Origin of the sequence: Streptomyces rubiginosohelvolus (genome assembly GCF_014649875.1) — a bacterium.
Classification (GTDB): Bacteria; Actinomycetota; Actinomycetes; order Streptomycetales; family Streptomycetaceae; genus Streptomyces; species Streptomyces rubiginosohelvolus.
Map to the genome: position 1 here is coordinate 54,320 of NZ_BMTW01000016.1, position 23,464 is coordinate 77,783.

Here is a 23,464-nt window from a genome sequence, read left to right on the forward strand (position 1 = left end):
GATCCGAGGGATCAGGCCAGGTCGGCCGTCAGGCGGGCGATCGCCTCGTCGACGGTCAGCTCCTCGCGCTCGCCGGTGCGGCGGTCCTTCAGCTCCAGGACGCCGTCGGCGGAGCGGCGCCCGGCGACCAGGATCTTGGGCACGCCGATCAGCTCGGAGTCGGTGAACTTCACGCCGGGCGAGACGCCGGGGCGATCGTCGACGAGGACCCGCAGGCCCGCCGCGTTGAGCTTCTCCGAGACGTCGAGGGCCAGCTCGGTCTGGAGGGCCTTGCCCGCGGCGACGACGTGGACGTCGGCCGGGGCGATCTCGCGGGGCCAGCACAGGCCCTTGTCGTCGGCGGTCTGCTCGGTGAGGGCGGCCACGGCGCGGGAGACGCCGATGCCGTACGAGCCCATCGTGACGCGGACGGGCTTGCCCTGCTGGCCGAGGACGTCGAGCTGGAAGGTGTCGGCGTACTTGCGGCCGAGCTGGAAGATGTGGCCGATCTCGATGGCGCGGTCCAGGACCAGGCCGGTGCCGCACTTGGGGCAGGGGTCGCCCTCCTCGACGACGACGACGTCCAGGTACTCGTCGACCTCGAAGTCGCGGCCCGCGACCACGTTCTTCGCGTGCTTGCCCTCCTTGTTGGCGCCGGTGATCCAGGAGGTGCCGGGGGCGACGCGGGGGTCGGCGAGGTAGCGGACCTTCTCCAGGCCCTGGGGGCCGACGTAGCCGCGTACGAGGTCGTCACGGCCGACGAAGTCCTCGGCGGTGACCAGCTCGACGACGGCGGGGGCCAGGTGCTCGCCGAGCTTGCCGAGGTCGACCTCGCGGTGGCCGGGGACGCCGACGGCGACGATCTCGCCGTCCACCTTGACCAGCAGGTTCTTCAGGGTGGCGGAGGCGGGGACGCCGAGGTGCGCGGCGAGGGTCTCGATGGTCGGGGTGTCGGGGGTGTCCAGCTCCTCGACCGCGCCGTGCGCCGAGCCGTCGACCGGGGCGAGCGCGAAGGTCACGGCCTCGGTGTTGGCGGCGTAGTCGCAGTTCGGGCAGTCGGCGAAGGTGTCCTCACCGGCGGCCGCGGGGGCCAGGAACTCCTCGGAGGCGGAGCCGCCCATCGCGCCGGAGACGGCGGAGACGATGCGGTGGTCCAGGCCCAGGCGCTCGAAGATCTTGATGTACGCGGCCCGGTGCAGGGCGTAGGAGTGCGCGAGGCCCTCGTCGGTGGTGTCGAAGCTGTACGAGTCCTTCATCTGGAACTCGCGGCCGCGGAGCACGCCGGAGCGGGGGCGGGCCTCGTCGCGGTACTTCGTCTGGATCTGGTAGAGCATCACCGGCAGGTCCTTGTAGGACGTGCACTGGTCCTTGACGGTCTGGGTGAAGATCTCCTCGTGGGTGGGGCCGAGGAGGTAGTCGCCGCCCTTGCGGTCCTTGAGGCGGAAGAGCAGGTCGCCGTACTCCTCCCAGCGGCCGGACGCCTCGTAGGGCTCCTTGGGCAGCAGGGCGGGGAGCAGGACCTCCTGGGCGCCGATGGCGTCCATCTCCTCGCGGACGACGTTGGAGATGTTGTCCAGGACCTTCTTGCCGAGCGGCAGCCAGGACCAGATGCCGGCCGCGTTGCGGCGTACGTATCCGGCGCGGACCAGCAGCTTGTGGCTGAGCGTCTCGGCGTCCGCCGGGTCGTCGCGCAGTGTCTTGATCATCAATCGGGACATGCGCTGGACCTGGGCCATGGTGAACTCCTGCTCGCGAAAGTGGTGAGCCCGAGGTTAACCGGGCGGTGCGGGCGGGCGGAAATCCATTCAGTTCGGCCGCAGCAGCGGCAGGGGCGCTCCCATGACCGCGTACGGCTGCGGGGCGCTCGGGAAGACGACCTGGCGGGCCAGGTCGCGGTAGCCGAGCGAGCGGTAGAGGGCGCGGGCGGGACTGTCCTTGTCGATCGCCGAGAGGATCGACCGCGGGTGGTCGACGGCGTCGGTGATGGTGGTGATCAGAGTGCGGCCGATGCCGCGCTGCTGGTGGCCCGGGAGGACGTGGAGTTCGGTGATGACGAAGGAGTCGTCGAGCCAGCCGTCGGACCCGGTGGCCCGCAGATAGGGCTCGACGACGGTGGACCACCACTGGGTGCGGTCGTTGGGCAGCCCGTAGACGAAGCCGACGAGCCGGCCGTCGGGGGCGGTGGCGCCGAGTGCCCGGGCACGGGGGTGTTCCAGGTGCCTGAGGACGATGTGGCGGCGTACGTCGATCTCGTCCTGGCTGAGTCCGAAGGCGGCCGCCTGGACGTGCAGGGCTTCGTCGACGCGGGCGGCGAGGTCGACGGGGCCGATCTCGGCGTCGGGTGCTGGGGGGCCTTCTGCGGGGGCTGCCATGCCGGAACCCTACTGGCCGGGGCGGGCGCCCGGGTAAGCGCGGCGGTTCAGAACAGGACGCTCATGAACGCCCCGACCTCGCGGAAGCCGACGCGCTGGTAGGCCTTGCGGGCGGGGGTGTTGTAGTCGTTCACGTACAGGCTGACGACGGGGGCGACGTCGGCCAGGGCGTAGCGCAGGACGGCGGCCATGCCCGTTTCGGAGAGGCCCTTGCCGCGGTGCTCGGGGGCGACCCAGACGCCCTGGATCTGGCAGGCCTGGGGGGTGGCCGCGCCGATCTCCGCCTTGAAGACGACCTTGCCGTCGTCGATACGGGCGAAGGAGCGGCCGGTGCTGATGAGTTCGGCGACGCGGGCCTGGTAGAGGAGGCCGCCGTCGCCGGCGAGCGGGGAGATGCCGACCTCCTCGGTGAACATCGCGACGCAGGCCGGCATCAGGACCTCCACCTCGTCCTTGCGGATGCGGCGGACGAGCGGGTCGGGCGTGACGTCGGCGGCCGGGCTCTCGGTGACCATGAGGGGCTGGTTGCCGCGGACCTCGCGGGCGGGTCCCCAGCTGGGTTCGAGGAGCCGCCAGAGCTGGGTGGTGGGTTCGGCGGGGCCGACGATGGAGGAGCAGCGGCGGCCTGCCCTGCGGGCCCGATCGGCGAAGGCGCGGACGGCTTCGGGTCCGGCGCAGATGGGGACGAGGTTGGCGCCGGAGTAGCACAGGGAGCGGAGCCTGCCGTCGGCGTACCAGCCCCACATCTCGCCGCCGAGGCGCCAGGGGTCGAGCCCCGCGACCTGCACGCGGGACGTCACGAAGGCGTTGGCCACGGGCTCGCTCTCGAGAATGGCGAGTGCGGCGCCGAGGTCGCTGGGTTCGAGGACCCGGGTGGTGGTCTGCGTCAACACGAGGGGGCCTCACCATACGGTCTGCTGATTTCCGCACTGTAACCGACAAACCTCTCGAACACCGCTGGAGTCCGGGAGACGGTTTCCGGAGACACCGCCGCCCCGCCGGGCACGGAGCCGGGCGGGGCGGTCATGGCGTGGAAAGGCGCAGGTCAGGCGCCGATGGAGACCTGGGGTTCGCCGGACGCGATGCCGTCCTTCTCCATCTGCTCGGCGATCTTCAGGGCCTCTTCGATGAGGGTCTCGACGATCTTCGACTCCGGGACGGTCTTGATGACCTCGCCCTTCACGAAGATCTGGCCCTTGCCGTTGCCGGAGGCGACACCGAGGTCGGCCTCGCGGGCCTCACCCGGGCCGTTGACGACGCAGCCCATGACCGCGACGCGCAGGGGGACCTCCATGCCCTCCAGGCCGGCGCTGACCTGGTCGGCGAGCTTGTAGACGTCGACCTGGGCGCGGCCGCAGGACGGGCAGGAGACGATCTCCAGGCGGCGCTGCTTGAGGTTCAGCGCCTCCAGGATCTGGAGGCCGACCTTGACCTCCTCGGCCGGCGGGGCCGAGAGGGAGACGCGGATGGTGTCGCCGATGCCCTCGGAGAGCAGGGCCCCGAACGCGACGGCCGACTTGATGGTGCCCTGGAACGCCGGTCCGGCCTCGGTGACGCCGAGGTGCAGCGGGTAGTCGCTCTGGGCGGCGAGCTGGCGGTAGGCGTTGACCATGACGACCGGGTCGTTGTGCTTGACCGAGATCTTGATGTCGCCGAAGCCGTGCTCCTCGAAGAGGGACGCCTCCCACAGGGCGGACTCGACGAGGGCCTCGGGGGTGGCCTTGCCGTACTTCTTCAGGAGCCGCGCGTCCAGGGAGCCGGCGTTGACGCCGATCCGGATCGGGGTGCGGGTCTCGGAGGCCGCCTTGGCGATCTCCTTGACCTTGTCGTCGAACTGCTTGATGTTGCCCGGGTTGACCCGGACGGCCGCGCAGCCGGCATCGATCGCGGCGAAGACGTACTTCGGCTGGAAGTGGATGTCGGCGATCACCGGGATCTGCGACTTCCGGGCGATCGTGGCGAGCGCGTCGGCGTCGTCCTGCGTCGGGCACGCGACCCGGACGATCTGGCAGCCGGACGCCGTCAGCTCGGCGATCTGCTGGAGCGTGGCGCCGATGTCCGACGTACGGGTCGTCGTCATCGACTGCACGGAAACGGGTGCGTCGCCGCCGACCGCGACCGTGCCGACCTGGATCTGTCGGCTGACCCTTCGGTCGGCGAGCTTGGTCGGAACGGCCGGCATTCCGAGAGAAATCGCAGTCATGCGCTGTGCATCCCCAAGGTGTGGATCAAGGTCCCGAGATCGGCGGGCTCCAGGCTTCGAGGTTACGGCACCGGAGCCCGGGCGGACGCACCCGTGCCGACATGTCCACCCCTCGGTGACCGGCCGGACACGACGTGTGTGTCCGGCCGACACCTGTGGGGCAGCAGGGACGGAAGGGGTGCGTGGGGCGGTCAGCTGATTTTCACCGGGTTCACGATGTCGGCCACCAGGACCAGCAGCGTGAAGCAGATGAAGAGTCCGGCGACCACATAGGCGACCGGCATCAGCCGGGCCACGTCGAACGGGCCCGGGTCGGGGCGCCGGAAGACCTTGGCCACATTGCGCCGCAGCGACTCCCACAGCGCACCCGCGATGTGCCCGCCGTCCAGCGGGAGCAGCGGGAGCATGTTGAACAGGAACAGCGAGAGGTTGAAGCCGGCGAGCAGGAAAAGCATCATCGCGACCTGGTTCTGCGCCGGGATATCGAGGTTCATCACCTCGCCGCCGATCCGGGCCGCGCCGACCACGCCGACCGGCGAGTCGTCGGCCCGTTCGCCGTCGCTGAAGGCGGCGTCCCAGAGGGCGGGGATCTTGGAGGGCAGCGCGATGATGGAGTCGACGCCGTTCTCGATCATGTCGCCCATGCGGACGACGGAGTCGCCGAAGCCGAGCGGCACGATCTCGGTCTTCGCGGCGAAGCCCAGGTAGCCCGCCTTGACGAACTCCTTCGGGATGATCTCGCCGTTGCCGTCCTTCTTGGCGACGTCGTTCTCGCGCAGGACGGCGTTGAGCGTGACTTCCCTGCCGTCGCGTTCGACGACGATGGTGGCGGGGCCGATCGTCTCGCGGATGCGGTCCGAGAGCGTCGCCCAGTCGTCGACCTTGGTCCCGGCGAAGGCGACGATCTTGTCGCCCTCCCGGAGCCCGGCGGCCTTGGCCGGCGAGACGTCGTCGGTGGGCTTGCACTTCTCGCGGTTCTCGCTCTGCGCGATCACGCACTTCTGGACGCCGCCGACCTCGGTGGTCTGGGTCTGGAAGCCGAAGGTCATCGCGACGCCCATGAAGATGGCGACCGCGAGGACCAGGTTCATGAAGGGGCCGGCGAACATCACGATGACGCGCTTCCACGGCTTGCGCGTGTAGAAGAGCCGCTTCTCGTCGCCCGGCTGGAGCTCCTCGAAGGCGGCGGAGCGGGCGTCCTCGATCATGCCGCGCCACGGGGAGGTGGAGCGGGCTTCGAGGCGGCCGTCGGGGCCCGGCGGGAACATCCCGATCATGCGGATGTAGCCGCCGGCCGGGATGGCCTTGATGCCGTACTCCGTGTCGCCCTTCTTCTTCGACCAGAGCGTCGGGCCGAAGCCGACCATGTACTGCGGGACCCGGATGCCGAACATCTTGGCCGTGGAGAGGTGGCCCAGCTCGTGCCAGGCGATGGAGAAGAGCAGGCCCACGACGAAGACGGCGATCCCCAGGACCGTCAGCAGGATCGAGGTCAGACTCATGCGTGCGCCTCCGCTGTCGCTTTCGCCGAGAGTTCCCGGGCCCGTGCGCGGGCCCACGTTTCCGCTTCGAGGACGTCCGCGACGCTGAGCGAGGTTCCCGGGGCGGGGGTGCCGTGTTCGGACACCACAGCCGTGACCGTATCCATGATTCCGTTGAAGGGCAGCTGTCCGGCGAGGAAAGCGTCGACGCATTCCTCGTTGGCCGCGTTGAACACGGCGGGTGCGGTGCCGCCGAGGCCGCCGACGTGCCGGGCGAGACCGACGGACGGGAAGGCCTCGGTGTCCAGCGGGAAGAACTCCCAGGTGGAGGCCTTCGACCAGTCGAAGGCGGGGGCCGCGTCCGGGACGCGCTGGGGCCAGCCGAGACCGATGGCGATGGGGCCGCCCATGTCCGGCGGGGTGGCCTGGGCGAGGGTGGAGCCGTCGCTGAATTCCACCATCGAGTGCACGTAGGACTGCGGGTGGACCACGACCTCGATGCGGTCGAAGGGGATGTCGTAGAGGAGGTGCGCCTCGATGACCTCAAGACCCTTGTTGACCAGGGTCGCGGAGTTGATCGTGATGACCGGTCCCATGGCCCAGGTCGGGTGGGCGAGCGCCTGCTCGCGCGTGACGTCGGCCAGCTCCTCGCGCGTACGGCCCCGGAAGGGTCCGCCGGAGGCGGTGACGACGAGTTTGCGGACGTCGGCGCGGGTGCCCGCGGCCAGCGCCTGGAAGAGCGCGGCGTGCTCGGAGTCGACCGGGATGATCTGGCCGGGGGCGGCGAGCGCCTTCACCAGCGGGCCGCCGACGATCAGCGACTCCTTGTTGGCGAGCGCGAGCGTGCGGCCCGCCTTCAGCGCGGCGAGGGTCGGGGCGAGCCCGATGGAGCCGGTGATGCCGTTGAGCACGGTGTGGCAGGCGCTCGCGGCGAGGGTGGTGGCCGCGTCGGGTCCGGCGAGGATCTCGGGGAGCGGTTCACCGGCCCCGTACTGGTCCCGCAACGCCTCGCGCAGGGCGGGGACCGCGTCCTCCGCGGCGACCGCGACCGTGTTCACGCGCAGCCGGCGGGCCTGCTCGGCCAGCAGGGCGACCCGGCCGCCGGCGGCCGAGAGCGCCGTGACGCGGAAGCGGTCGGGGTTGCGCAGGACCAGGTCGATGGCCTGCGTACCGATGGACCCGGTGGAGCCGAGGATCACGAGATCCCGGCGGCCGTCCGCGGCGTCGAAGAGGAGATGCGGATCGGCGAGGGGGGCGGGGCTGTCGCTCATGCCCCCATTGTTGCCGCTCCGGCTGTGTGCGGGGACAGCGCGTCCCGGGTGAGCCGGGCCGCAACCCCGTTCAGCGCCCTTCGAGGCCGTGCGCGAAGTCCGCGAACACCTCGTGGTAGCGCGGGAACGTCTTGCGTACGCAGCCGGGGTCGTCGTACGTCAGGCCGGGTGTGCGCAGTCCGGCCACGGCGAAGGACATCACGATGCGGTGGTCGCCGTGGGTGGCGATCTCGGTGGGCTTCGGCGTGCCGGGATGGATCTCGATCCAGTCGGGGCCGGTGTGCACGGTGACGCCCATGGCGCGGAGGTTCTCGGCGCACGCCTCCAGCCGGTCGCACTCCTTGACCCGGGTGTTGGCGACGTCCTCGATCCGTACGGGACCGTCCGCGTACGGCGCGATCGCTGCGAGGGTCGGCATGGTGTCGGAGATGTCGCGCATGTTGACGGTGATGCCGCGCAGCCGGCCGGTGGAACGGACGGTGGTGGCGTCGGCGCCGACGCTCACCTCGGCGCCCATGTCCCGCAGGACGTCGACGAAGCGCAGGTCGCCCTGGAGGGCGCCGATGCCGAGGCCGGGGACGGTGACCTCGCGGCCGGTGAGGGCTGCGGCGGCGAAGAAGTAGCTCGCGGTGGAGGCGTCGGGCTCGACGGCGTAGGCGGTGGCCCGGTAGCCGCCGGGAGGGACGGTGAAGGTGTTCCCCTCCCGCAGTACCTCCACGCCGAAATCGCGCATCATCGCGAGGGTGATCTCGACGTACGGCGCGGAGACCAGCTCGGTGACCTCGATGCGGAGCCCCTTCGCGGTGAGCGGCCCGAGCATCAGCAGCGCGGTGAGGTACTGGGACGACTCCCCCGCGTCCAGGGTGAGGTCGCCGCCCTCGATCCCGGCGGCGCGCACGGTCAGCGGGTGGTGCCCCTCCGCTCCCCCGTGGCGCAGGTCGACGCCGAGCGCGGTGAGGGCCCGGGTGAGCGGGGCGAGCGGGCGGCGGCGCATCTGGGCGGAGGCGTCGAAGCGGTACGTGCCGGAGGCGGCGGCCGCGACGAGGGTGGGCAGGAAGCGGGCGGTGGTCGCGCCGTCGCGGCAGTAGACGTCGGCGTCGTCGGCGGCGGGCCCGGCCGGGCGCCCCTGGACGCGCCAGCGGTCGGCCTCCTGCTCGACGGCGTAACCGAGGCTCTTCAGCCCTTCGGCGAAGCCCTCGGTGTCGTCCGAGCGCAGCGGCCGCAGCAGGGTGGTGGTGCCGTCGGCCGCGGCGGCCAGGAAGAGGGCGCGGGCGGTGACGGACTTGGAGCCGGGGATGTCGATGACGGTCACGGCGCTCATCCTGCCCTGCGGCGGGCGGGCCGGGCGGGGTACGTCCGGTGCGTGGACGCGGCTGACCCGGTGGACGCACCCGACGTACCCCGTACGACCGTCCCTAGCGCACCGGCCGGTGCTGGTTCTCCTGGACGGCGGGGCCGGGGGTGGCGTCGGCGATCCAGGGGCCCTCGCCGCTCGGGTCGATGACGCCCTCCTCCAGCCAGGTGTACGTCCCCGACAGGACGCCGTCGACCACGCGCCGGTCGAGGTCGTCGGTGTTGGACCACAGGCGGGTGAACAGTTCCTCGACCCGGATGCGGGCCTGCTCGCAGAAGGCGTCCGCGAGCTGGTAGGCCTCGCGGCCGTGCTCCTCCGCCCCGCGCAGGTGCTCGGCGCGGACGCAGGCGGCGCTCATGGCGAAGAGCTCGGCGCCGATGTCGACGATCCGGCCGAGGAAGCCCTGTTTGGTCTCCATCCGGCCCTGCCAGCGGGACATGGCGTAGAAGGTGGACCGGGCGAGCTTGCGCGAGCACCGCTCGACGTACCGGAGGTGCCCGGAGAGGTCGCGGTGCCCGGCCGGGTGGAACTCGGCGTACGTGCGCGGCAGTTGCCCCGGTCCGGCGACGAGTTTGGGCAGCCAGCGGGCGTAGAACCCGGCGGCGTTGGCGCCCGCCTTCGCCTTGGCGGAGAGCGGCTTGTCGGGGTCGATGATGTCGCCCGCGACCTTGAGGTGGGCGTCGACGGCCTCGCGGGCGATCAGCAGGTGCATGATCTCGGTGGAGCCCTCGAAGATCCGGTTGATCCGCATGTCCCGGAGCATCTGCTCGGCCGGGACGGCCCGCTCCCCGCGGGCGGCCAGCGACTCCGCGGTCTCGAAGCCGCGGCCGCCGCGGATCTGGACCAGTTCGTCGGCGATCAGCCAGCCCATCTCGGAGCCGTACAGCTTGGCGAGGGCAGCCTCGATGCGGATGTCGTTGCGGTCCTCGTCGGCCATCTGCGAGGAGAGGTCGACGATGGCCTCCAGGGCGAAGGTGGTGGCCGCGATGAACGAGATCTTGGAGCCGACCGCCTCGTGTCGGGCGACGGGCCGGCCCCACTGCTCGCGTACGGCGGACCATTCGCGGGCGATCTTCAGCGACCACTTGCCGACGCCGACGCACATCGCGGGCAGCGAGAGGCGGCCGGTGTTGAGGGTGGTCAGGGCGATCTTCAGCCCGGCGCCCTCGGGCCCGATCCGGCAGGCTCCGGGCACCCGCACCTGGTGGAAACGGGTGACGCCGTTCTCGATCCCGCGCAGGCCCATGAAGGCGTTGCGGTGCTCCACGGTCACGCCGGGGGCGTCGGCCTCGACGACGAAGGCGGTGATGCCGCCCGGGTGCCCCTCGGAGGCGGGTACCCGGGCCATGACCACGAGGAGGTCGGCGACGACGCCGTTGGTCGTCCAGAGCTTCACGCCGTCGAGGAGGTAGTCCGGCCCGTCGGGCACCGCGGTGGTGGCGAGGCGGGCGGGGTCGGAGCCGACGTCCGGCTCGGTGAGCAGGAAGGCGGAGATGTCGGTGGTGGCCAGCCGGGGCAGGTAGACGTCCTTCTGCTCCTGGGTGCCGAAGATCTTCAGGGGCTGCGGTACGCCGATCGACTGATGCGCGGAGAGCAGCGCGCCGATCGCGGGGCTGGCGGAGCCGACGAGAGCGAGTGCCTTGTTGTAGTACACCTGGGTGAGTCCGAGGCCGCCGTACTTGGTCTCGATCTTCATCCCGAGGGCGCCGAGCTCCTTGAGCCCGCTGATCACCTCGTCGGGGATCCTCGCCTCGCGTTCGATGCGCACGCTGTCGATGTGCGTCTCGCAGAACGCCCGCAGCCGCGCCAGGAACTCCTCGCCGCGCCGTATGTCGTCGGGCGGTGGCAGGGGGTGCGGATGGATCAGGTCGAGCCGGAAGCGCCCCAGGAACAGCTCCTTGGCGAAACTGGGCTTGCGCCAGTCCTGCTCACGGGCGGCCTCGGCGACCCGTCGCGCTTCGCGTTCGGTGACCTTGGGGGCCTTGGGGACCTGGGGGATGTTGTGTGGTGCGGACATGAGGGACCTCACCTCGCCGCGCGAGACCAGGAGGGATGGGACGCCCGGGACGCACGGACTGCTAGTCGCTGCTTACTGGTCCGTATGTAACCCCTGTACCCGTGGTTCGGCACCCGCACCAGACCCCGCGCACGAACACGCGAACGACCTGAGCCCCCGCACAGTGGGCTCAGGCCGTTCTCTTGCGCGCCCCCGCCCGCGCTCGCTGTCCGGGCGGAAGGCGGGCGGGGGTCGTCCGGGGTGTTACAGGGCGAGGCCCGTGAGGACCAGGACGCGCTCGTAGGTGTAGTCGTCCATGGCGTAGCGGACGCCCTCGCGGCCGACGCCGGACTGCTTGGCGCCGCCGTACGGCATCTGGTCGGCGCGGTACGAGGGGACGTCGCCGATGATCACGCCGCCGACCTCCAGGGCGCGGTGGGCGCGGAAGGCGGTCTGGAGGTCGTGGGTGAAGACGCCTGCCTGGAGGCCGTACTTGGAGGAGTTGACGGCCGCGAACGCCTCGGCCTCGCCGTCCACCTTCTGGAGGGACATGACCGGGCCGAAGACCTCTTCGCAGGAGAGCTTCACGTCGTCCGGGAGGCCCGCCAGGACCGTCGGGGCGTAGGTGGCGCCGTCGCGCTTGCCGCCGGTGAGCAGCTCCGCGCCGCCCTGGACGGCCTCGTCGACCCAGGACTCGACGCGCTGGGCGGCGTCCTCGCTGACGAGGGGGCCGACGTCGGTGGCGGCGTCGGCCGGGTCACCGGTGACGAGGGCCTCGACGGCGGCGACGATCTTCGGGACGAGGCGGTCGTAGACCGAGGCGTCGGCGATGACGCGCTGCACGGAGATGCAGGACTGGCCGCCCTGGTAGTTGGAGAAGGTGGCGATCCGGGTGGCCGCCCAGTCCAGGTCCTCGTCGGAGGCGTAGTCGCCGAGGACGACCGCGGCGCCGTTGCCGCCGAGCTCCAGGGTGCAGTGCTTGCGGGGCACCGACTCCATGATCGCGTAGCCGACCGGGCCGGAGCCGGTGAAGGAGATCACCGGCAGGCGCTCGTCCTGGACCAGGGCGGGCATCTTGTCGTTCGGGACCGTCAGGACGGACCAGGAGCCGGCCGGAAGGTCGGTCTCGGCCAGCAGCTCGCCCAGGATGAGCGAGGAGATCGGAGTCGCCGGGGCCGGCTTGAGGATGATCGGGGCGCCGACGGCGATGGCCGGGGCGACCTTGTGGGCGCTGAGGTTCAGCGGGAAGTTGAAGGGCGCGATACCGAGGACGGCCCCGCGCGGGAAGCGCCGGGTCAGCCCGAGGCGGCCGGTGCCGCCGAGGTCGGTGTCGAGCCGCTGGGCCTCTCCGCCGTTGAAGCGGCGGGCCTCCTCTGCGGCGAACCGGAACACGGACACGGCCCGGCCGACCTCGCCGCGGGCCCACTTGATCGGCTTGCCGTTCTCCGCCGAGATCAGCTGGGCGATCTCCTCGGTGCGCTCCGTGAGCCGCCGTACGACGTGGTCGAGGGCTGCCGCCCGGACGTGCGCCGGGGTGGCGGCGAACTCGTCGCGTACGGCGTGGGCGGCGGCGACGGCCTCCTCGACCTGGGCGTCGGTCGGCACGCTGACGGTGCCGACGAGGCGACCGTCGTACGGGTTGGTGACGTCGAAGCTGTCGGCACCGGTGGCCTGGCGGCCGGCCACCCAGAAGGCGTGGGGCGAAGTCATGGAGGTTCCGGCCCTTCGGAGGTCGTGAGGAGGTCGTGACCGAAGTCGTGACGGAGGTCGTGGGCGCCCAGAAGGCTCCCCTCTGTGGTCCCACGGTAGGGGAGGAGGCGCCCAGGGCGTTTGTCCGGTGTGGAGCGGAGCGGGGGCCGGGTGCGCCGAATTGGCGGAAGGGGTGTGCGTGGCGGTCGGGCCGTCCGCTCGACGGGCGGCGTTCAGCTTCCGGAGTCCTCGGCGGGCGTGGTCGCCGCCGTCGCCTTGAGGGCGAGCCACAGCTCCATGCGGACGTCCGGGTCGTCCAGGGAGCGGCCCAGGATCTCCTCCACCCGGCGCATCCGGTAGCGCAGGGTGTGCCGGTGCACGCCCAGGTCGGCGGCGGCGGCGTCCCACTGGCCGTGGCGGGAGAGCCAGGCGCGCAGGGAGGCCACCAGGTCGCCGCGGCCCTTGGCGTCGTGCTCGTGCAGGGCGCGGAGCATGCCGTCGGCGAAGGCCCGTACCGCGTCGTCGGCGAGCAGCGGGAGGACCGAACCGGCGGCCAGCTCCTCGTGCTCGACCAGGGCCCGGCCCCGGCGGCGGGCGACCGAGAGGGCCTGTTCGGCCTGCTTGTACGCGGCGGATACGGCGATCGGGCCGGCGGGGGCGGAGAGCCCCACCACGATGTCGCTGTCCTCGGCGCCGCCTTCGCGCGGGGCGCGGTCGTCCTGGGCCTCGGCGTAGGCGGCGCAGGCGGCCACGGCGGCTCCGCCGTCGGCGGCGAGCACGACGACGCGTTCGCCTTCGCCCTCGGGGACCAGGAGCAGCGCCTCGCCGCTGCGGGCGGCGGCGGCCTCCATGGTCTCGGTGAACAGCTCGGGCCCGGCGGGCGCGGCGGCCTCGGCGATGAGCAGCCGGAACGGCGCGTCGAGCAGCCCGCCGTAGAGGTCCCCGGCGACGGCCCGCGCGTGGTCGGGCTGCCCGGCGAGCAGCATCCGCAGGACGGCGGCGCCGAGGCGCTGTTCGGCGCCCTGGAGGGAGCGGGAGCGGGCGGTGGTGAGGGTGAGCAGGGCGACGGCGGAGTGCACGGCGTACCGCTCGGCGGTCCCGAGCGCCGCACCCGTACCGACGGCCAGGGCGCCGCGCGCCCGGCGGCCGGTGCCCAGCGACTGGAGCTCCACCCGGTCCTCGCTGTCGCCGACGACGACGCTGGCGGGGGCGGGTCTGTCCCGGAGGCGTTCGACGTCGGGGGTGAGGCGGGCGGCTCGGCGGGCGGCCCAGTCGGGGGCGGCGGCGAGGACCGCGCCGGAGGTGTCGTACAGGGCGGCCCAGCCGTCGACGTGGGCGGCGAGCCGGGCGAGGAGGTCGGCGGGCCCGTCCCCGGCGAGCGCGGCCTTCGTCAGCTCGCGCTGGGCCTCGAAGCCGGCGGTGACCGCGCGGTACTGGTCGGCGGCGATGGCGGCGGAGACGGCCTTGCTGATGGCGAGGAACGGGGTGCGGCGGGGCACTTCGAGGAGCGGCAGGCCCGCCTCGTCGGCGGCCTCGACGAGCGCTTGCGGCACGTCCTCGTAGTTGACCCCGACCGCGAAGCCGACCCCGGCGACTCCCGCCCCGGCCAGCCGCCGTACGTAGCGCCGCATGGAGTCGGCGTTCTCGGCGTCGAGGTTGGTGGCGGTGACGAGGAGGAGTTCGCCGCCGTCCATGTACGGGACGGGGTCGGCGAGCTCGCTGGCGTGGGCCCAGCGCACGGGGGTGCCGAGCCGGTCCGCGCCCGCCCGCACGGTGAGCTTGAGCGCCGAGTGCTGGACGAGCGAGGCGAGCGTGGGGGGCATGGGCCAGGAACCCTCGGGGTCGGGGATGAGGTCGCGCGCGCCGCCGTACGGACGACCGGTCCCCCGGCCGTCACGGTGGCCCCGCATTTCGCCGTCCCGTATGAACGGCTCCCACCGATTCTGCCAGGCTGGCAGGGTGGCGGTAACCGCTCTCCGTCGACCGTCGCGTTACTTCCGGGTAGCCGGTCCGGTCATGTCAGCCGTCGAAGTGGACGAGGAGGGGGGGTGCGTGATCGCCCTCGACATTGGCCAATCGGATGACTGCGTGACCCGACGGAACCGCGTACGCCAGTTCCGAGGCCGACCAGCGCTCCTTCTCCACCTGCCGTACGGTCACCGCGTCCGTGGTCACCGCCTTGCCGGTGACGAGCTTGCGCAGGGCGTGCAGGGCGCGGGTGAACGGCTGGTCGGCGAAGACGGTGTGCTGGGCGACCTCGCGGGTCTCCACCCATTCCTTGCCCCAGGCCTCGGCGAAGCGTTTCCCGTCCCAGGTGGTGATGCCGGAGAAGGCCGCCGTGCAGCCGACCGCGCCGAGCAGCGGGGTGTGCAGAGCCTCGGGGACGTCGTCGACGGTACGCAGGGCGAGCACCGCCCCGGCGTTGACCGAGCGGAGCCGGCGGATGCCCCGGACGGTCTCGGCGGTGACGGCGTGGGTGGCGTCGTCCAGGACCAGGCAGACGAAGAGCGAGGTGTCGGTGCGGGCGGCGGTGATCGCGGTGAACTGGGCGAGGAGCAGCCGGGTCAGCAGCCGGGACGCTTCCGCGTGGCCGCGTTCCGGCAGGTCGACGCGGACCCGCAGCGGGTACTGGCCGAGCGCACGCAGCTCGAAGGGGCGGGCGTCCGGGCCGGTGGCGAAGAACCCGGCGAACGTGGGCCGGTCGAGCAGGGCCACCCGGTCGGCGAGGGCGGGGGCCGGATCGCCGGGGCCGCCCGCCTGCCGGGACCGCGCGTCCAGCTCGCGGAGCATGGCGTGGTGACCGGCGGCTTCGAGGGAGGCGCGGAGCCCGGCGAACGCGGCCGGTGTGCCGTCGAGGAGTTCCCGCAGTTCGGGCACGGAGGGGAAGTGGCCGTGGGCGGCACGGTACGGGCCGAGCAGCTGGGCGAGGACGGTGGCGGCACGACGGCTGTCGAGGCTGCCGACATCGCCGACGAGCCCTTCGGCGAGGACGGCTGCCGCCTCATCGGGGTCGGTGGTGCCCCCGTACAGGTCGATGTCATGGGCGGAGCCGGGGTGGCCGACCCGGACGACGACGTCGAAGGCGTCGTCCGGGCCGAGCGGCTCACCCGCTCCGCCGACGGCGAGGACCGCCGCCTGTCCGGCCAGCGCGCGCAGGGCGAGCGCCTCGACGGCCGGCCGGACCAGCCGGGCGGACTTCCCGGCGCCGGGCGGTCCGACGGCGAGCAGGGACGTGCCGAGCAGCGCGGGGTCCAGGGCGAGGCCCGTGCCCCGGCGGACGTAGGGGTTGTGCGGGTCGTCGGCGCACCGGCCGATCCTGACCTGGCCGGTGAGCACGTCGTGGCGGGCGGTGCGCCGGGGGAGGTCGCGGTGGCCGGAGGGGTGCAGGGCGGCGGCCCCGCCGGTCCGCAGGACGGACTCCGCGAGGGGGCCGAGCCGGTCGGGCCGCCGGGTGGCGAGCCGCCAGGCGTGGCGCAACCGGGCCACGTCCACGTCGTTCATGCGCCCGGTGCGGACCTCGGCGGTGAGGGTGTCCGCGGCGTCGGTCCAGCCTGCGGCGCGCAGCTCGGGCCACTGGTCGGCGGAGGTCGTGGTGGCGGGGGCCGAGGGATCGGCGGGCGCGGGCGCAGAGCCGCCCCGGCGGGCGGCGATCAGTTCGCGCCAGCGGCCGAGCCGGGCGAAGGGCCAGAGGACGGCGGCGGCGATCAGCCCGTAGATCACGTTGACGACGGTCTGGCTCTGGTAGATCTCGCCGCCCGCGACGGAGGCGACGAGCACCAGGACCGGGCGGACGACCGGGAGCGTCTCCTTCCAGACGAGCAGCTGGGTCAGGCCCGCCGCGACGGCCGCCGCGAGGGCGAGGAAGGGCTGGCCGCGCTCCGCGACATGACGGCGGAAGAGCTCGGAGAAGTTACCGATCCGGCCGCAGCCGTAGGCCAGCAGCCCGAAGAGGATCGCCTCGTACACCGTGAGGGCGTCGCTGCCCTCGATGGTGCGGGGGCCGCCGGAGGTGCCCGGGTTCCACCACTCACCCGGGGTGAAGAGCTTCAGCGGGACGAGGCGGTAGGGGAGGTAGCCGTTGCGCCACAGCGACCACAGCAGCAGTGCGGAGAGCAGCGCGATCAGGGTGCCGACCAGCAGCGACCGGTCGGAGACCCGCTCGGACTCCTCGGGCGGGGGCGGGGTGTACCCGTACCGCCAGACACCCGGTTCCTGCTGGGGGCGGGGTGTGCGCAGCCAGGCGTCGACCGGTACTCCGGGGGCCGGCTGCTCGACGGGCGGGGCCGCCGGGGCGGGCCCGGCCTGCCGGTGCTCCACCGGCTGGGCGGACGCGGACCCGGCGCGCCACTGCTCAGCCGGCCGGCCCGGTTGGGGGTCGGCCTGCTTCCGGTCGGCCGGATACGGATCGGCCTGGTTACGGTCGCCCTGATGCGGGTCGGCCGGATGCGTGCCGGAGGCGGGGTGCGGTACCCGCGGCGGATGCGCGGGCGGTGGCGGAGCGGCCGGTCCGGGGGCCCTGTCCGCGCCCGGTCCCCGTCCACCCCGCGTGCCGTCGTCGTCCATGAACCACTGCCCCCTTGACCTGCCGGTCCGTCCGCTGCCCCGGTCAATCTAGTGCGCACACACGGTGAGTTCAGCAACGCGCCCGGATAGTGACCGTCGGACCCGCCGTGGACTCCGGCCGCGCCGGCACGGCGAGCAGGTCCCCCACCTGCCACCCCACCTGTCCGCCAAGGACAAGGACACACCCCCCACCACTCCCGATCGGAGCATGCCCGCACCCCTCCCCCACCCCTAGCCTGCAGAAAGAAGAGCGTCCGAAACACCCCCAGGAGCCCCGCATGACCGCAATCCCGCAGGAGCGCCGCGTCGTCACCGCCATCCCCGGCCCGAAGTCCATCGAGCTGCAGGCTCGTCGTACCGCGGCCGTCGCCGCAGGTGTGGGCTCCACCCTGCCGGTGTTCACCGCCCGGGCCGGCGGCGGGATCATCGAGGACGTGGACGGCAACCGGCTGATCGACTTCGGGTCCGGGATCGCCGTGACCTCCGTGGGCGCGTCCGCCGAGGCCGTCGTGCGGCGGGCCTCCGCGCAGCTCGCCGACTTCACCCACACCTGTTTCATGGTCACGCCGTACGAGGGGTACGTCGAGGTCTGCGAGCAGCTCGCCGAGCTGACGCCGGGCGACCACGCGAAGAAGTCCGCGCTGTTCAACTCGGGCGCCGAGGCCGTCGAGAACGCGGTGAAGATCGCCCGCGCCCACACCAAGCGCACCGCCGTCGTCGTCTTCGACCACGGCTACCACGGCCGCACCAACCTCACCATGGGCATGACGGCGAAGAACATGCCGTACAAGCAGGGCTTCGGCCCGTTCGCGCCCGAGGTCTACCGCGTCCCGGTCGCCTACGGCTACCGCTGGCCGACCGGTGCGGAGAACGCCGGGACCGAGGCGTCCGCGCAGGCCATCGACGCGATCACCAAGCAGATCGGCGCCGACAACGTCGCCGCGATCATCATCGAGCCGGTGCTCGGCGAGGGCGGCTTCATCGAGCCGGCCAAGGGCTTCCTCCCGGCGATCGCGCAGTTCGCCAAGGACAACGGCATCGTGTTCGTCGCGGACGAGATCCAGTCCGGCTTCTGCCGTACCGGCCAGTGGTTCGCCTGTGAGGACGAGGGTGTCGTCCCGGACCTGATCACCACCGCCAAGGGCATCGCGGGCGGCCTGCCGCTCTCCGCCGTGACGGGCCGCGCCGAGATCATGGACGCCGCGCACGCGGGCGGCCTGGGCGGTACGTACGGCGGGAACCCGGTCGCCTGCGCCGGTGCGCTCGGCGCGATCGAGACGATGCGCGAGCTGGACCTGAACGGGAAGGCCAAGCGAATCGAGGAGGTCATGAAGGGCCGCCTCGCCGAGATGCAGGCGAAGCTCCCGAACGGCGACATCATCGGTGACATCCGCGGCCGCGGCGCGATGATCGCGATCGAGCTGGTGAAGTCCGGCACGAAGGACCCGCACCCGGAGGCGGCGGGCGCGCTCGCGAAGGCCTGCCACGCCGAGGGTCTGCTCGTCCTGACCTGTGGCACGTACGGCAACGTCCTGCGCTTCCTGCCGCCGCTGGTGATCGGCGAGGACCTGCTGAACGAGGGCCTCGACATCATCGAGCGGGCGTTCGGCACGCTCTGATTCCTCGAACCCGGGCGCGTACGGCGGCGGCTCCGCGCCGCTGCCGTACGGCATCCGGGTGAGGGCCTGTGAAGAACGTGTGCGGGGCCGATGGCGGGAGGCCGTGGCGACTGTCGGCCGCCCCTCCCCTGCCGTACGGTTTCTGCAGATGAGAGAAACACCTCGGCCTCGGGAAACCGCGGCCGACTCCGGGTCGGGGCTTCCCCAGCGCCGTCCGGAGCGTGCGTTCGCGCATGCCGGAGCCGATGGCTCCGGGACTCCTCACCGATCGGACGGCCGCCCGCCCCACACCCCCCGGGGCGCGCGGCGAACCGATCTCGCCGGCCATCCCGGAACAACCCCCCCTGTTCCCGGGTGGCCGGCCCCCCTCGTTTCCGGCGCCCTCGGTCTGCTCGCGGTCCTCTTCGCGCTGATCACCTGGCAGGTCGTCGTCGAAGGTCCGCTCTTCCGGCTGGACGAGCGGGTGGGGGCGAAGCTCTTCGGGCAGGGGCCCGGCGCACTGACCCAGGTCTTCTCCGACCTCGGCGGGATGCCCGTGGCGCTTCCCGTGCTGACCTGCGCGATCGCGTACGCCCTGTGGCGCCGTGCTCTGCGGCTCGCCGTGTACGCGACCCTCACCATGGCGGCGGTGCCCGCGCTGGTCATCCCGCTGAAGGTGGCCACCGCCCGGCAGGGGCCGCTGACGGAGGCCGTCAACTACTACCCGTCCGGCCATACGGCGACGGCCGCCGTGGCGTACGGGGCGACCGCCCTGGTGCTGCTCGCGTTGCCGCGTCCGGCGTGGCTGCGGGAGGCCTCCTGGCCCCGGGCGTGGATGATGCCCGTCGCCGCGATCCTGCTGACCACGGCGACGGGCATCGGTCTGGTGCTGCACGGCTACCACTGGCCGCTGGACGTGCTGGCCAGTTGGTGCCTGGGGCCGTTGGTGCTGGCGCCCCTGTGGTGGGTCAGTTGCCGAAGTAGGCGTCGAAGTTCCGGCTGAACTCCCAGTTGTTGAAGCGGTCCCAGTTGATGGACCAGGTCATCAGGCCGCGCAGGTCGGACCAGGTTCCGCGGGTCTGGTAGGAGCCGCAGTCGGTCTTCTTGATCAGGCAGTTGAGCGCCTTGTTGACCTCGGCCGGGGTGGTGTGGCCGTTGCCCGCCTGGGTGGAGGCCGGAAGACCGATGGCGACCTGGTCGGGGCGGAGGCCCGGGAAGACCTTGGTGGTGTCGCCCGCCACCGGGAAGCCCGCGAGCAGCATGTCGGTCATCGCGATGTGGAAGTCCGCGCCGCCCATGGTGTGGTACTGGTTGTCGAGGCCCATGATCGGGCCCGAGTTGTAGTCCTGGACGTGCAGCAGGGTCAGGTCGTCGCGCAGCGCGTGGATGACCGGGAGGTAGGCCCCGGCGCGCGGGTCCTGGCCGCCCCAGGGGCCCGAGCCGTAGAACTGGTAGCCGAGCTGCACGAAGAAGGTCTCCGGCGCCATCGTGAGGACGAAGTCGGAGCCGTACTTCGCCTTGAGGGACTTCACCGCGGAGATCAGGTTGACGATCACCGGTGAGGTCGGGCTGCGGAAGTCGGTGTCTCCCGTGTTGAGGGAGAGCGAGTGGCCTTCGAAGTCGATGTCGAGGCCGTCGAGGCCGTAGGTGTCGATGATCTTCGAGACCGAGGTGACGAAGGCGTCCCGGGCGGCGGTGGAGGCGAGCTGCACCTGTCCGTTCTGGCCGCCGATCGAGATCAGCACCTTCTTGCCTGCGGCCTGCTTGGCCTTGATGGCGGCCTTGAACTCCGCCTCGGACTCGACGTTCGGGCACTCGGCGACCGGGCAGAGCGCGAAGCGGATGTCGCCGGAGGTGACGGAGGTGGGCTCGCCGAAGGCGAGGTTGATGACGTCCCAGGAGTCGGGCACGTCCGCCATCCGCGTATAGCCGGAGCCGTTAGCGAAGCTGGAGTGCAGATAGCCGACGAGCGCGCGGGCCGGGAGCTTGGTGTCGCCGCCGCCTCCGCCTGCCGTGGTGGTCGCCGTGACCGCCGCCGACTTCGCGGATTCCCCGGCCGCGTTGGTGGCGCTGACCTGGAAGCTGTACGCGGTCGAGGGCGTCAGGCCCGTCACGGTGGCGGAAGGACCGGTGGCCGTGGCCACCTTCGTACCGCCGCGGTAGACGTTGTAGCCGCTCGCGCCGGACACGGCGTTCCAGGAGAGCGCGACGGAGGACGAGGTGATCGCGGTGGTCTTCAGGCCCGCGGGGACGGCCGGGATCACCACGGGGTCGCCGCCGGGGCCGACGAGGGTGAGGTCGTCGACGTAGTGGGCGGGGGTGCCGTACCAGCCGTGGGTGTAGACGCTCACCGAGGTGGTGGAGGGGCCGGTCCTGAAGGTGGTGGTGAGCTGCTTCCACGCGCCGGAGGACTGGGTCCAGGTGGAGACGTCGGTGGTGCCGGTGCCGGAAGCGCCGAGGTAGACGTAACTGCCCTGTACCCAGGCGCTCAGGGTGTACGAGGAGTTGGGCTTGACCGTGACGCTCTGGGAGCACTTGGCGTTGTCGCTGCCGGCCGGGGTGGCCTTCAGCGCCTTGGTGCCGCCGTGCACCGGGGTGGAGACGACCGCCCCGCTGGCGGCCGTACAGCTCCAGCCGTCGAGTCCCGACTCGAAGCCGCCGTTGCGGGCCAGGTCCATGTCCGCCGCGCCGGCCGCCGGCGCCGTGGCGACCAGGGCACCGGCGGCGAGCACGGCGGCCGTGGCGGCGGCCAGAAGTCCGGAGAATCTGACGGTTGGTCCGGTGCGTTCCACAACAGCCTCCGCGCAGGGGGAAGTCGGCGAGTGACGTGCGCACAACATGGTCCAGACCAATCAGGTTGTCAAGACCTCTGGCAGTCGCTCTCAGCCCTCCGGGCGGCCGCGATCGTCACGGGCATCGCGATCGCCACGGGCATCACGGGCCTCGCCGGCCGCGGCGCCCGCCGCCTCGTGCATCGCGAGTTCGAGGAGCGCGGCGTCGGTGAGAGTCCCCGAGCCGTCCGGCGGGATGAGCCAGCGCACTCCCCCGGTGGCCCGCCCCGGATACGGGACGACGATCCAGGTGCCCTGGCCGCAGCCCCTGATCCCGGTGCCGATCCAGCGGGAGACGGTGCCCGGCGGGACGAAGAAGCCCATGCGGGACTCCCCGAAGTCGGCGAGGACCGGGCCCGGCCGGTCGATGAGGCGGGTGAGGACGTCGAGCGTCGGATAGCCCAGCTCACCGGGGAGGATCAGCACGTCCCAGCGCCTGCCGGCGGGAAGAAGAGCGATCCCCTGCGGGCTGCGCTCCCATTCCCACCGGCAGGCGCCGGGGTCCGGTGCCACCGATGCGAGCCACTCGACCGCGGCTTTCGTTTCCGGTCCCGTCATGACCAGCCTCCCGTTGACGTGGACACCGGCAGGGTTCTACCGGTGGGTACACGTGCGAGAGAGAGTTCGGCCTCGACTATGACGCGGGTTGGGGCCACGAATGGCCGTGACGTGAGTCACATTATTCGACAGGGTGTCAGCTGTCGAAGCCGAGACCCAGCTTGTCCATGGTCTTCAGCCACAGGTTGCGGTGGCCGCCGTTGCTGTCGGCGTGGGCCAGGGACCGCTTGGTGATCTCGATGCCGGCCCAGGCGAAGGGCTCCGGCGGGAAGGGCATCGGCTTGGAACGGACCATCTCCAGACGGGTCCGTTCGGTCTCCTCACCGGAGAGCAGATCGAGCATCACGTCGGCCCCGAAGCGGGTCGACCCGACGCCGAGGCCGGTGAATCCGGCGGCGTAGGCGACCCGCCCCTGATGGGCCGTTCCGAAGAATGCCGTGAAGCGGGCACAGGTGTCGATCGCACCGCCCCAGGCATGCGTGAAATTCAGTCCGGAAAGCTGCGGGAAGCAGGTGAAGAACTGCTCCGCCAATTTCAGGAACGTCTCCGGCCGCTGGTCGAGATCGGCGCTGAGCCGGCCCCCGTACGGATAGATCGCGTCGTATCCGCCCCACAGGATCCGGTTGTCCGCGGAAAGCCGGAAGTAGTGGAATTGGTTGGCGCTGTCGCCGAGTCCCTGGCGGCTCTTCCAGCCGATGGATTCGAGCTGCTCGGGGGTGAGCGGTTCGGTCATCAGCGCGTAATCGTAGACCGGCACGGTGTACGGCCGGACCCGCTTGACGAGCGAGGGGAAGATGTTGGTGCCGAGGGCGACCCGGCGGGCGAAGACCCTGCCGTACGGGGTGCGGACCGCCATCCCCTCCCCCGAGCGGACGAGGTCGAGCCCGCGCGTGTGCTCGTAGATCCGTACGCCCAGTTCCTGACAGGCCCGCTTGAGGCCCCAGGCGAGCTTCGCCGGGTGCAGCATCGCGACGCCTCGCCGGTCCCAGAGGCCGCCGAGGAAGGTCGGCGAGTCGACCTCGGCGCGCAGGGCGTCACGGTCCAGGAAGTCGACGCCCGTGATACCGAGCTTGACGATCTCCTCGTGCCATTCCCGCAGCTCTTCGAGCTGGTGGGGCTCGGTGGCGACGTCGATCTCGCCGGTCCGCTCGAACTCGCAGTCGATGCCGTAGCGGGCGACGGCGGCCTCGATGGCGTCGAGGTTCCGCTCCCCCAGTTCCTCCAGCCGCGCGATCTCGTCGGGCCAGCGCTCCACGCCGTTGGCCAGCCCGTGGGTGAGGGAGGCGGCGCAGAAGCCGCCGTTGCGGCCCGAGGCGGCCCAGCCCACCTCGTGCCCCTCGATGAGGACGACGTCCCGCTCCGGATCGCGCTCCTTGGCGATGAGCGCGGTCCACAGTCCGCTGTAGCCGCCGCCGACGACCAGGAGGTCGGTGTGCTCGTCGCCGGTGAGGGCGTCGAGCGCGTCGGGTTTGGCCGGGTCGTCGAGCCAGTAGGAGACCGGCTTGGCGCCGGAAAGGGATTGTGCAGCAGTACGCATGGCAGCTGGGGCCATGGTTTCCAACTCCTTCA

Annotated in this window: 16 protein-coding genes; 2 read left to right on the top strand and 14 right to left on the bottom strand. The window is 71.9% G+C overall.

The features are described 5' to 3' along the window. Positions 1-11: 11 nt before the first annotated feature. From IE134_RS27855 to IE134_RS27905, 11 genes are all read right to left on the bottom strand, one after another. Positions 12-1,715 carry a proline--tRNA ligase gene (locus IE134_RS27855; RefSeq protein ID WP_030715769.1) on the bottom strand — a complete coding sequence of 568 codons (1,704 nt, stop codon included), beginning with the start codon at positions 1,713-1,715 and terminating at the stop codon, positions 12-14. Positions 1,716-1,784: 69 nt separating this feature from the next. Beyond that, positions 1,785-2,351, bottom strand: coding sequence for a GNAT family N-acetyltransferase (locus IE134_RS27860; protein WP_030715765.1), 567 nt, complete (start codon positions 2,349-2,351; stop codon positions 1,785-1,787). Between the two features lie 47 nt (positions 2,352-2,398). Further along, positions 2,399-3,244, bottom strand: coding sequence for a GNAT family N-acetyltransferase (locus IE134_RS27865; RefSeq protein ID WP_030715761.1), 846 nt, complete (start codon positions 3,242-3,244; stop codon positions 2,399-2,401). Between the two features lie 152 nt (positions 3,245-3,396). Further along, complete coding sequence (gene ispG / locus IE134_RS27870; RefSeq protein WP_003965892.1) at positions 3,397-4,554, bottom strand: flavodoxin-dependent (E)-4-hydroxy-3-methylbut-2-enyl-diphosphate synthase; 1,158 nt, start codon at positions 4,552-4,554, stop codon at positions 3,397-3,399. A 191-nt stretch (positions 4,555-4,745) separates the two neighbouring features. Beyond that, entirely contained in the window at positions 4,746-6,056 is a 1,311-nt protein-coding gene (locus tag IE134_RS27875; RefSeq protein WP_030715758.1) for a M50 family metallopeptidase, read from the bottom strand. Beyond that, entirely contained in the window at positions 6,053-7,306 is a 1,254-nt protein-coding gene (dxr, locus tag IE134_RS27880; protein ID WP_098017254.1) for a 1-deoxy-D-xylulose-5-phosphate reductoisomerase, read from the bottom strand. The genes IE134_RS27875 and dxr overlap by 4 nt, the downstream gene beginning before the upstream one ends. A 70-nt stretch (positions 7,307-7,376) precedes the next feature. Then, complete coding sequence (gene aroA / locus IE134_RS27885; RefSeq protein ID WP_189432073.1) at positions 7,377-8,618, bottom strand: 3-phosphoshikimate 1-carboxyvinyltransferase; 1,242 nt, start codon at positions 8,616-8,618, stop codon at positions 7,377-7,379. Positions 8,619-8,721: 103 nt separating this feature from the next. Continuing rightward, a complete protein-coding gene (locus IE134_RS27890; protein WP_030715749.1) occupies positions 8,722-10,677 on the bottom strand; it encodes an acyl-CoA dehydrogenase family protein in 1,956 nt (651 codons plus the stop codon). A gap of 243 nt (positions 10,678-10,920) precedes the next feature. Beyond that, the gene (locus IE134_RS27895) at positions 10,921-12,366 is read right to left on the bottom strand and encodes an aldehyde dehydrogenase family protein (RefSeq protein ID WP_030715746.1); all 1,446 of its coding nucleotides are present in this window, start codon (positions 12,364-12,366) and stop codon (positions 10,921-10,923) included. Between the two features lie 212 nt (positions 12,367-12,578). After that, positions 12,579-14,168, bottom strand: coding sequence for a PucR family transcriptional regulator (locus IE134_RS27900; protein ID WP_189432120.1), 1,590 nt, complete (start codon positions 14,166-14,168; stop codon positions 12,579-12,581). 196 nt (positions 14,169-14,364) lie between these two features. After that, positions 14,365-16,908: an ATP/GTP-binding protein gene (locus IE134_RS27905; protein WP_189432075.1), complete on the bottom strand. Its 2,544-nt coding sequence runs from the start codon at positions 16,906-16,908 to the stop codon at positions 14,365-14,367. Between the two features lie 278 nt (positions 16,909-17,186). Between IE134_RS27905 and gabT the strand changes: the two genes are divergently transcribed. Further along, entirely contained in the window at positions 17,187-18,527 is a 1,341-nt protein-coding gene (gene gabT / locus IE134_RS27910; protein ID WP_030715737.1) for a 4-aminobutyrate--2-oxoglutarate transaminase, read from the top strand. Positions 18,528-18,675: 148 nt separating this feature from the next. Next, positions 18,676-19,509, top strand: a complete 834-nt coding sequence (locus tag IE134_RS27915; RefSeq protein ID WP_030715734.1) for a phosphatase PAP2 family protein — start codon at positions 18,676-18,678, stop codon at positions 19,507-19,509. Here the strand turns inward: IE134_RS27915 and IE134_RS27920 are convergent. The 3 genes from IE134_RS27920 to IE134_RS27930 form a co-directional block, all read right to left on the bottom strand. Next, on the bottom strand, positions 19,475-21,298 hold the full coding sequence (locus IE134_RS27920; protein WP_030715733.1) for a chitinase: 1,824 nt from the start codon (positions 21,296-21,298) through the stop codon (positions 19,475-19,477). The two genes, IE134_RS27915 and IE134_RS27920, sit on opposite strands and share 35 nt — an antisense overlap. A 90-nt stretch (positions 21,299-21,388) precedes the next feature. Beyond that, on the bottom strand, positions 21,389-21,895 hold the full coding sequence (locus tag IE134_RS27925; RefSeq protein ID WP_098017250.1) for a hypothetical protein: 507 nt from the start codon (positions 21,893-21,895) through the stop codon (positions 21,389-21,391). Positions 21,896-22,031: 136 nt separating this feature from the next. Further along, positions 22,032-23,447, bottom strand: coding sequence for an NAD(P)/FAD-dependent oxidoreductase (locus IE134_RS27930; protein ID WP_098017249.1), 1,416 nt, complete (start codon positions 23,445-23,447; stop codon positions 22,032-22,034). Between the last annotated feature and the right edge of the window lie 17 nt (positions 23,448-23,464).

What these genes read in the sequence shown, in the direction of transcription:
- IE134_RS27855 (WP_030715769.1), bottom strand. Translation starts at nt 1,715, where the DNA reads ATGGCCCAGGTCCAGCGCATGTCCCGATTGATGATCAAGACACTGCGC.
- IE134_RS27860 (WP_030715765.1), bottom strand. Translation starts at nt 2,351, where the DNA reads ATGGCAGCCCCCGCAGAAGGCCCCCCAGCACCCGACGCCGAGATCGGC.
- ispG (WP_003965892.1), bottom strand. Translation starts at nt 4,554, where the DNA reads ATGACTGCGATTTCTCTCGGAATGCCGGCCGTTCCGACCAAGCTCGCC.
- IE134_RS27875 (WP_030715758.1), bottom strand. Translation starts at nt 6,056, where the DNA reads ATGAGTCTGACCTCGATCCTGCTGACGGTCCTGGGGATCGCCGTCTTC.
- dxr (WP_098017254.1), bottom strand. Translation starts at nt 7,306, where the DNA reads ATGAGCGACAGCCCCGCCCCCCTCGCCGATCCGCATCTCCTCTTCGAC.
- IE134_RS27890 (WP_030715749.1), bottom strand. Translation starts at nt 10,677, where the DNA reads ATGTCCGCACCACACAACATCCCCCAGGTCCCCAAGGCCCCCAAGGTC.
- IE134_RS27895 (WP_030715746.1), bottom strand. Translation starts at nt 12,366, where the DNA reads ATGACTTCGCCCCACGCCTTCTGGGTGGCCGGCCGCCAGGCCACCGGT.
- IE134_RS27900 (WP_189432120.1), bottom strand. Translation starts at nt 14,168, where the DNA reads ATGCCCCCCACGCTCGCCTCGCTCGTCCAGCACTCGGCGCTCAAGCTC.
- IE134_RS27905 (WP_189432075.1), bottom strand. Translation starts at nt 16,908, where the DNA reads ATGGACGACGACGGCACGCGGGGTGGACGGGGACCGGGCGCGGACAGG.
- gabT (WP_030715737.1), top strand. Translation starts at nt 17,187, where the DNA reads ATGACCGCAATCCCGCAGGAGCGCCGCGTCGTCACCGCCATCCCCGGC.
- IE134_RS27915 (WP_030715734.1), top strand. Translation starts at nt 18,676, where the DNA reads ATGAGAGAAACACCTCGGCCTCGGGAAACCGCGGCCGACTCCGGGTCG.
- IE134_RS27925 (WP_098017250.1), bottom strand. Translation starts at nt 21,895, where the DNA reads ATGACGGGACCGGAAACGAAAGCCGCGGTCGAGTGGCTCGCATCGGTG.
- IE134_RS27930 (WP_098017249.1), bottom strand. Translation starts at nt 23,447, where the DNA reads ATGGCCCCAGCTGCCATGCGTACTGCTGCACAATCCCTTTCCGGCGCC.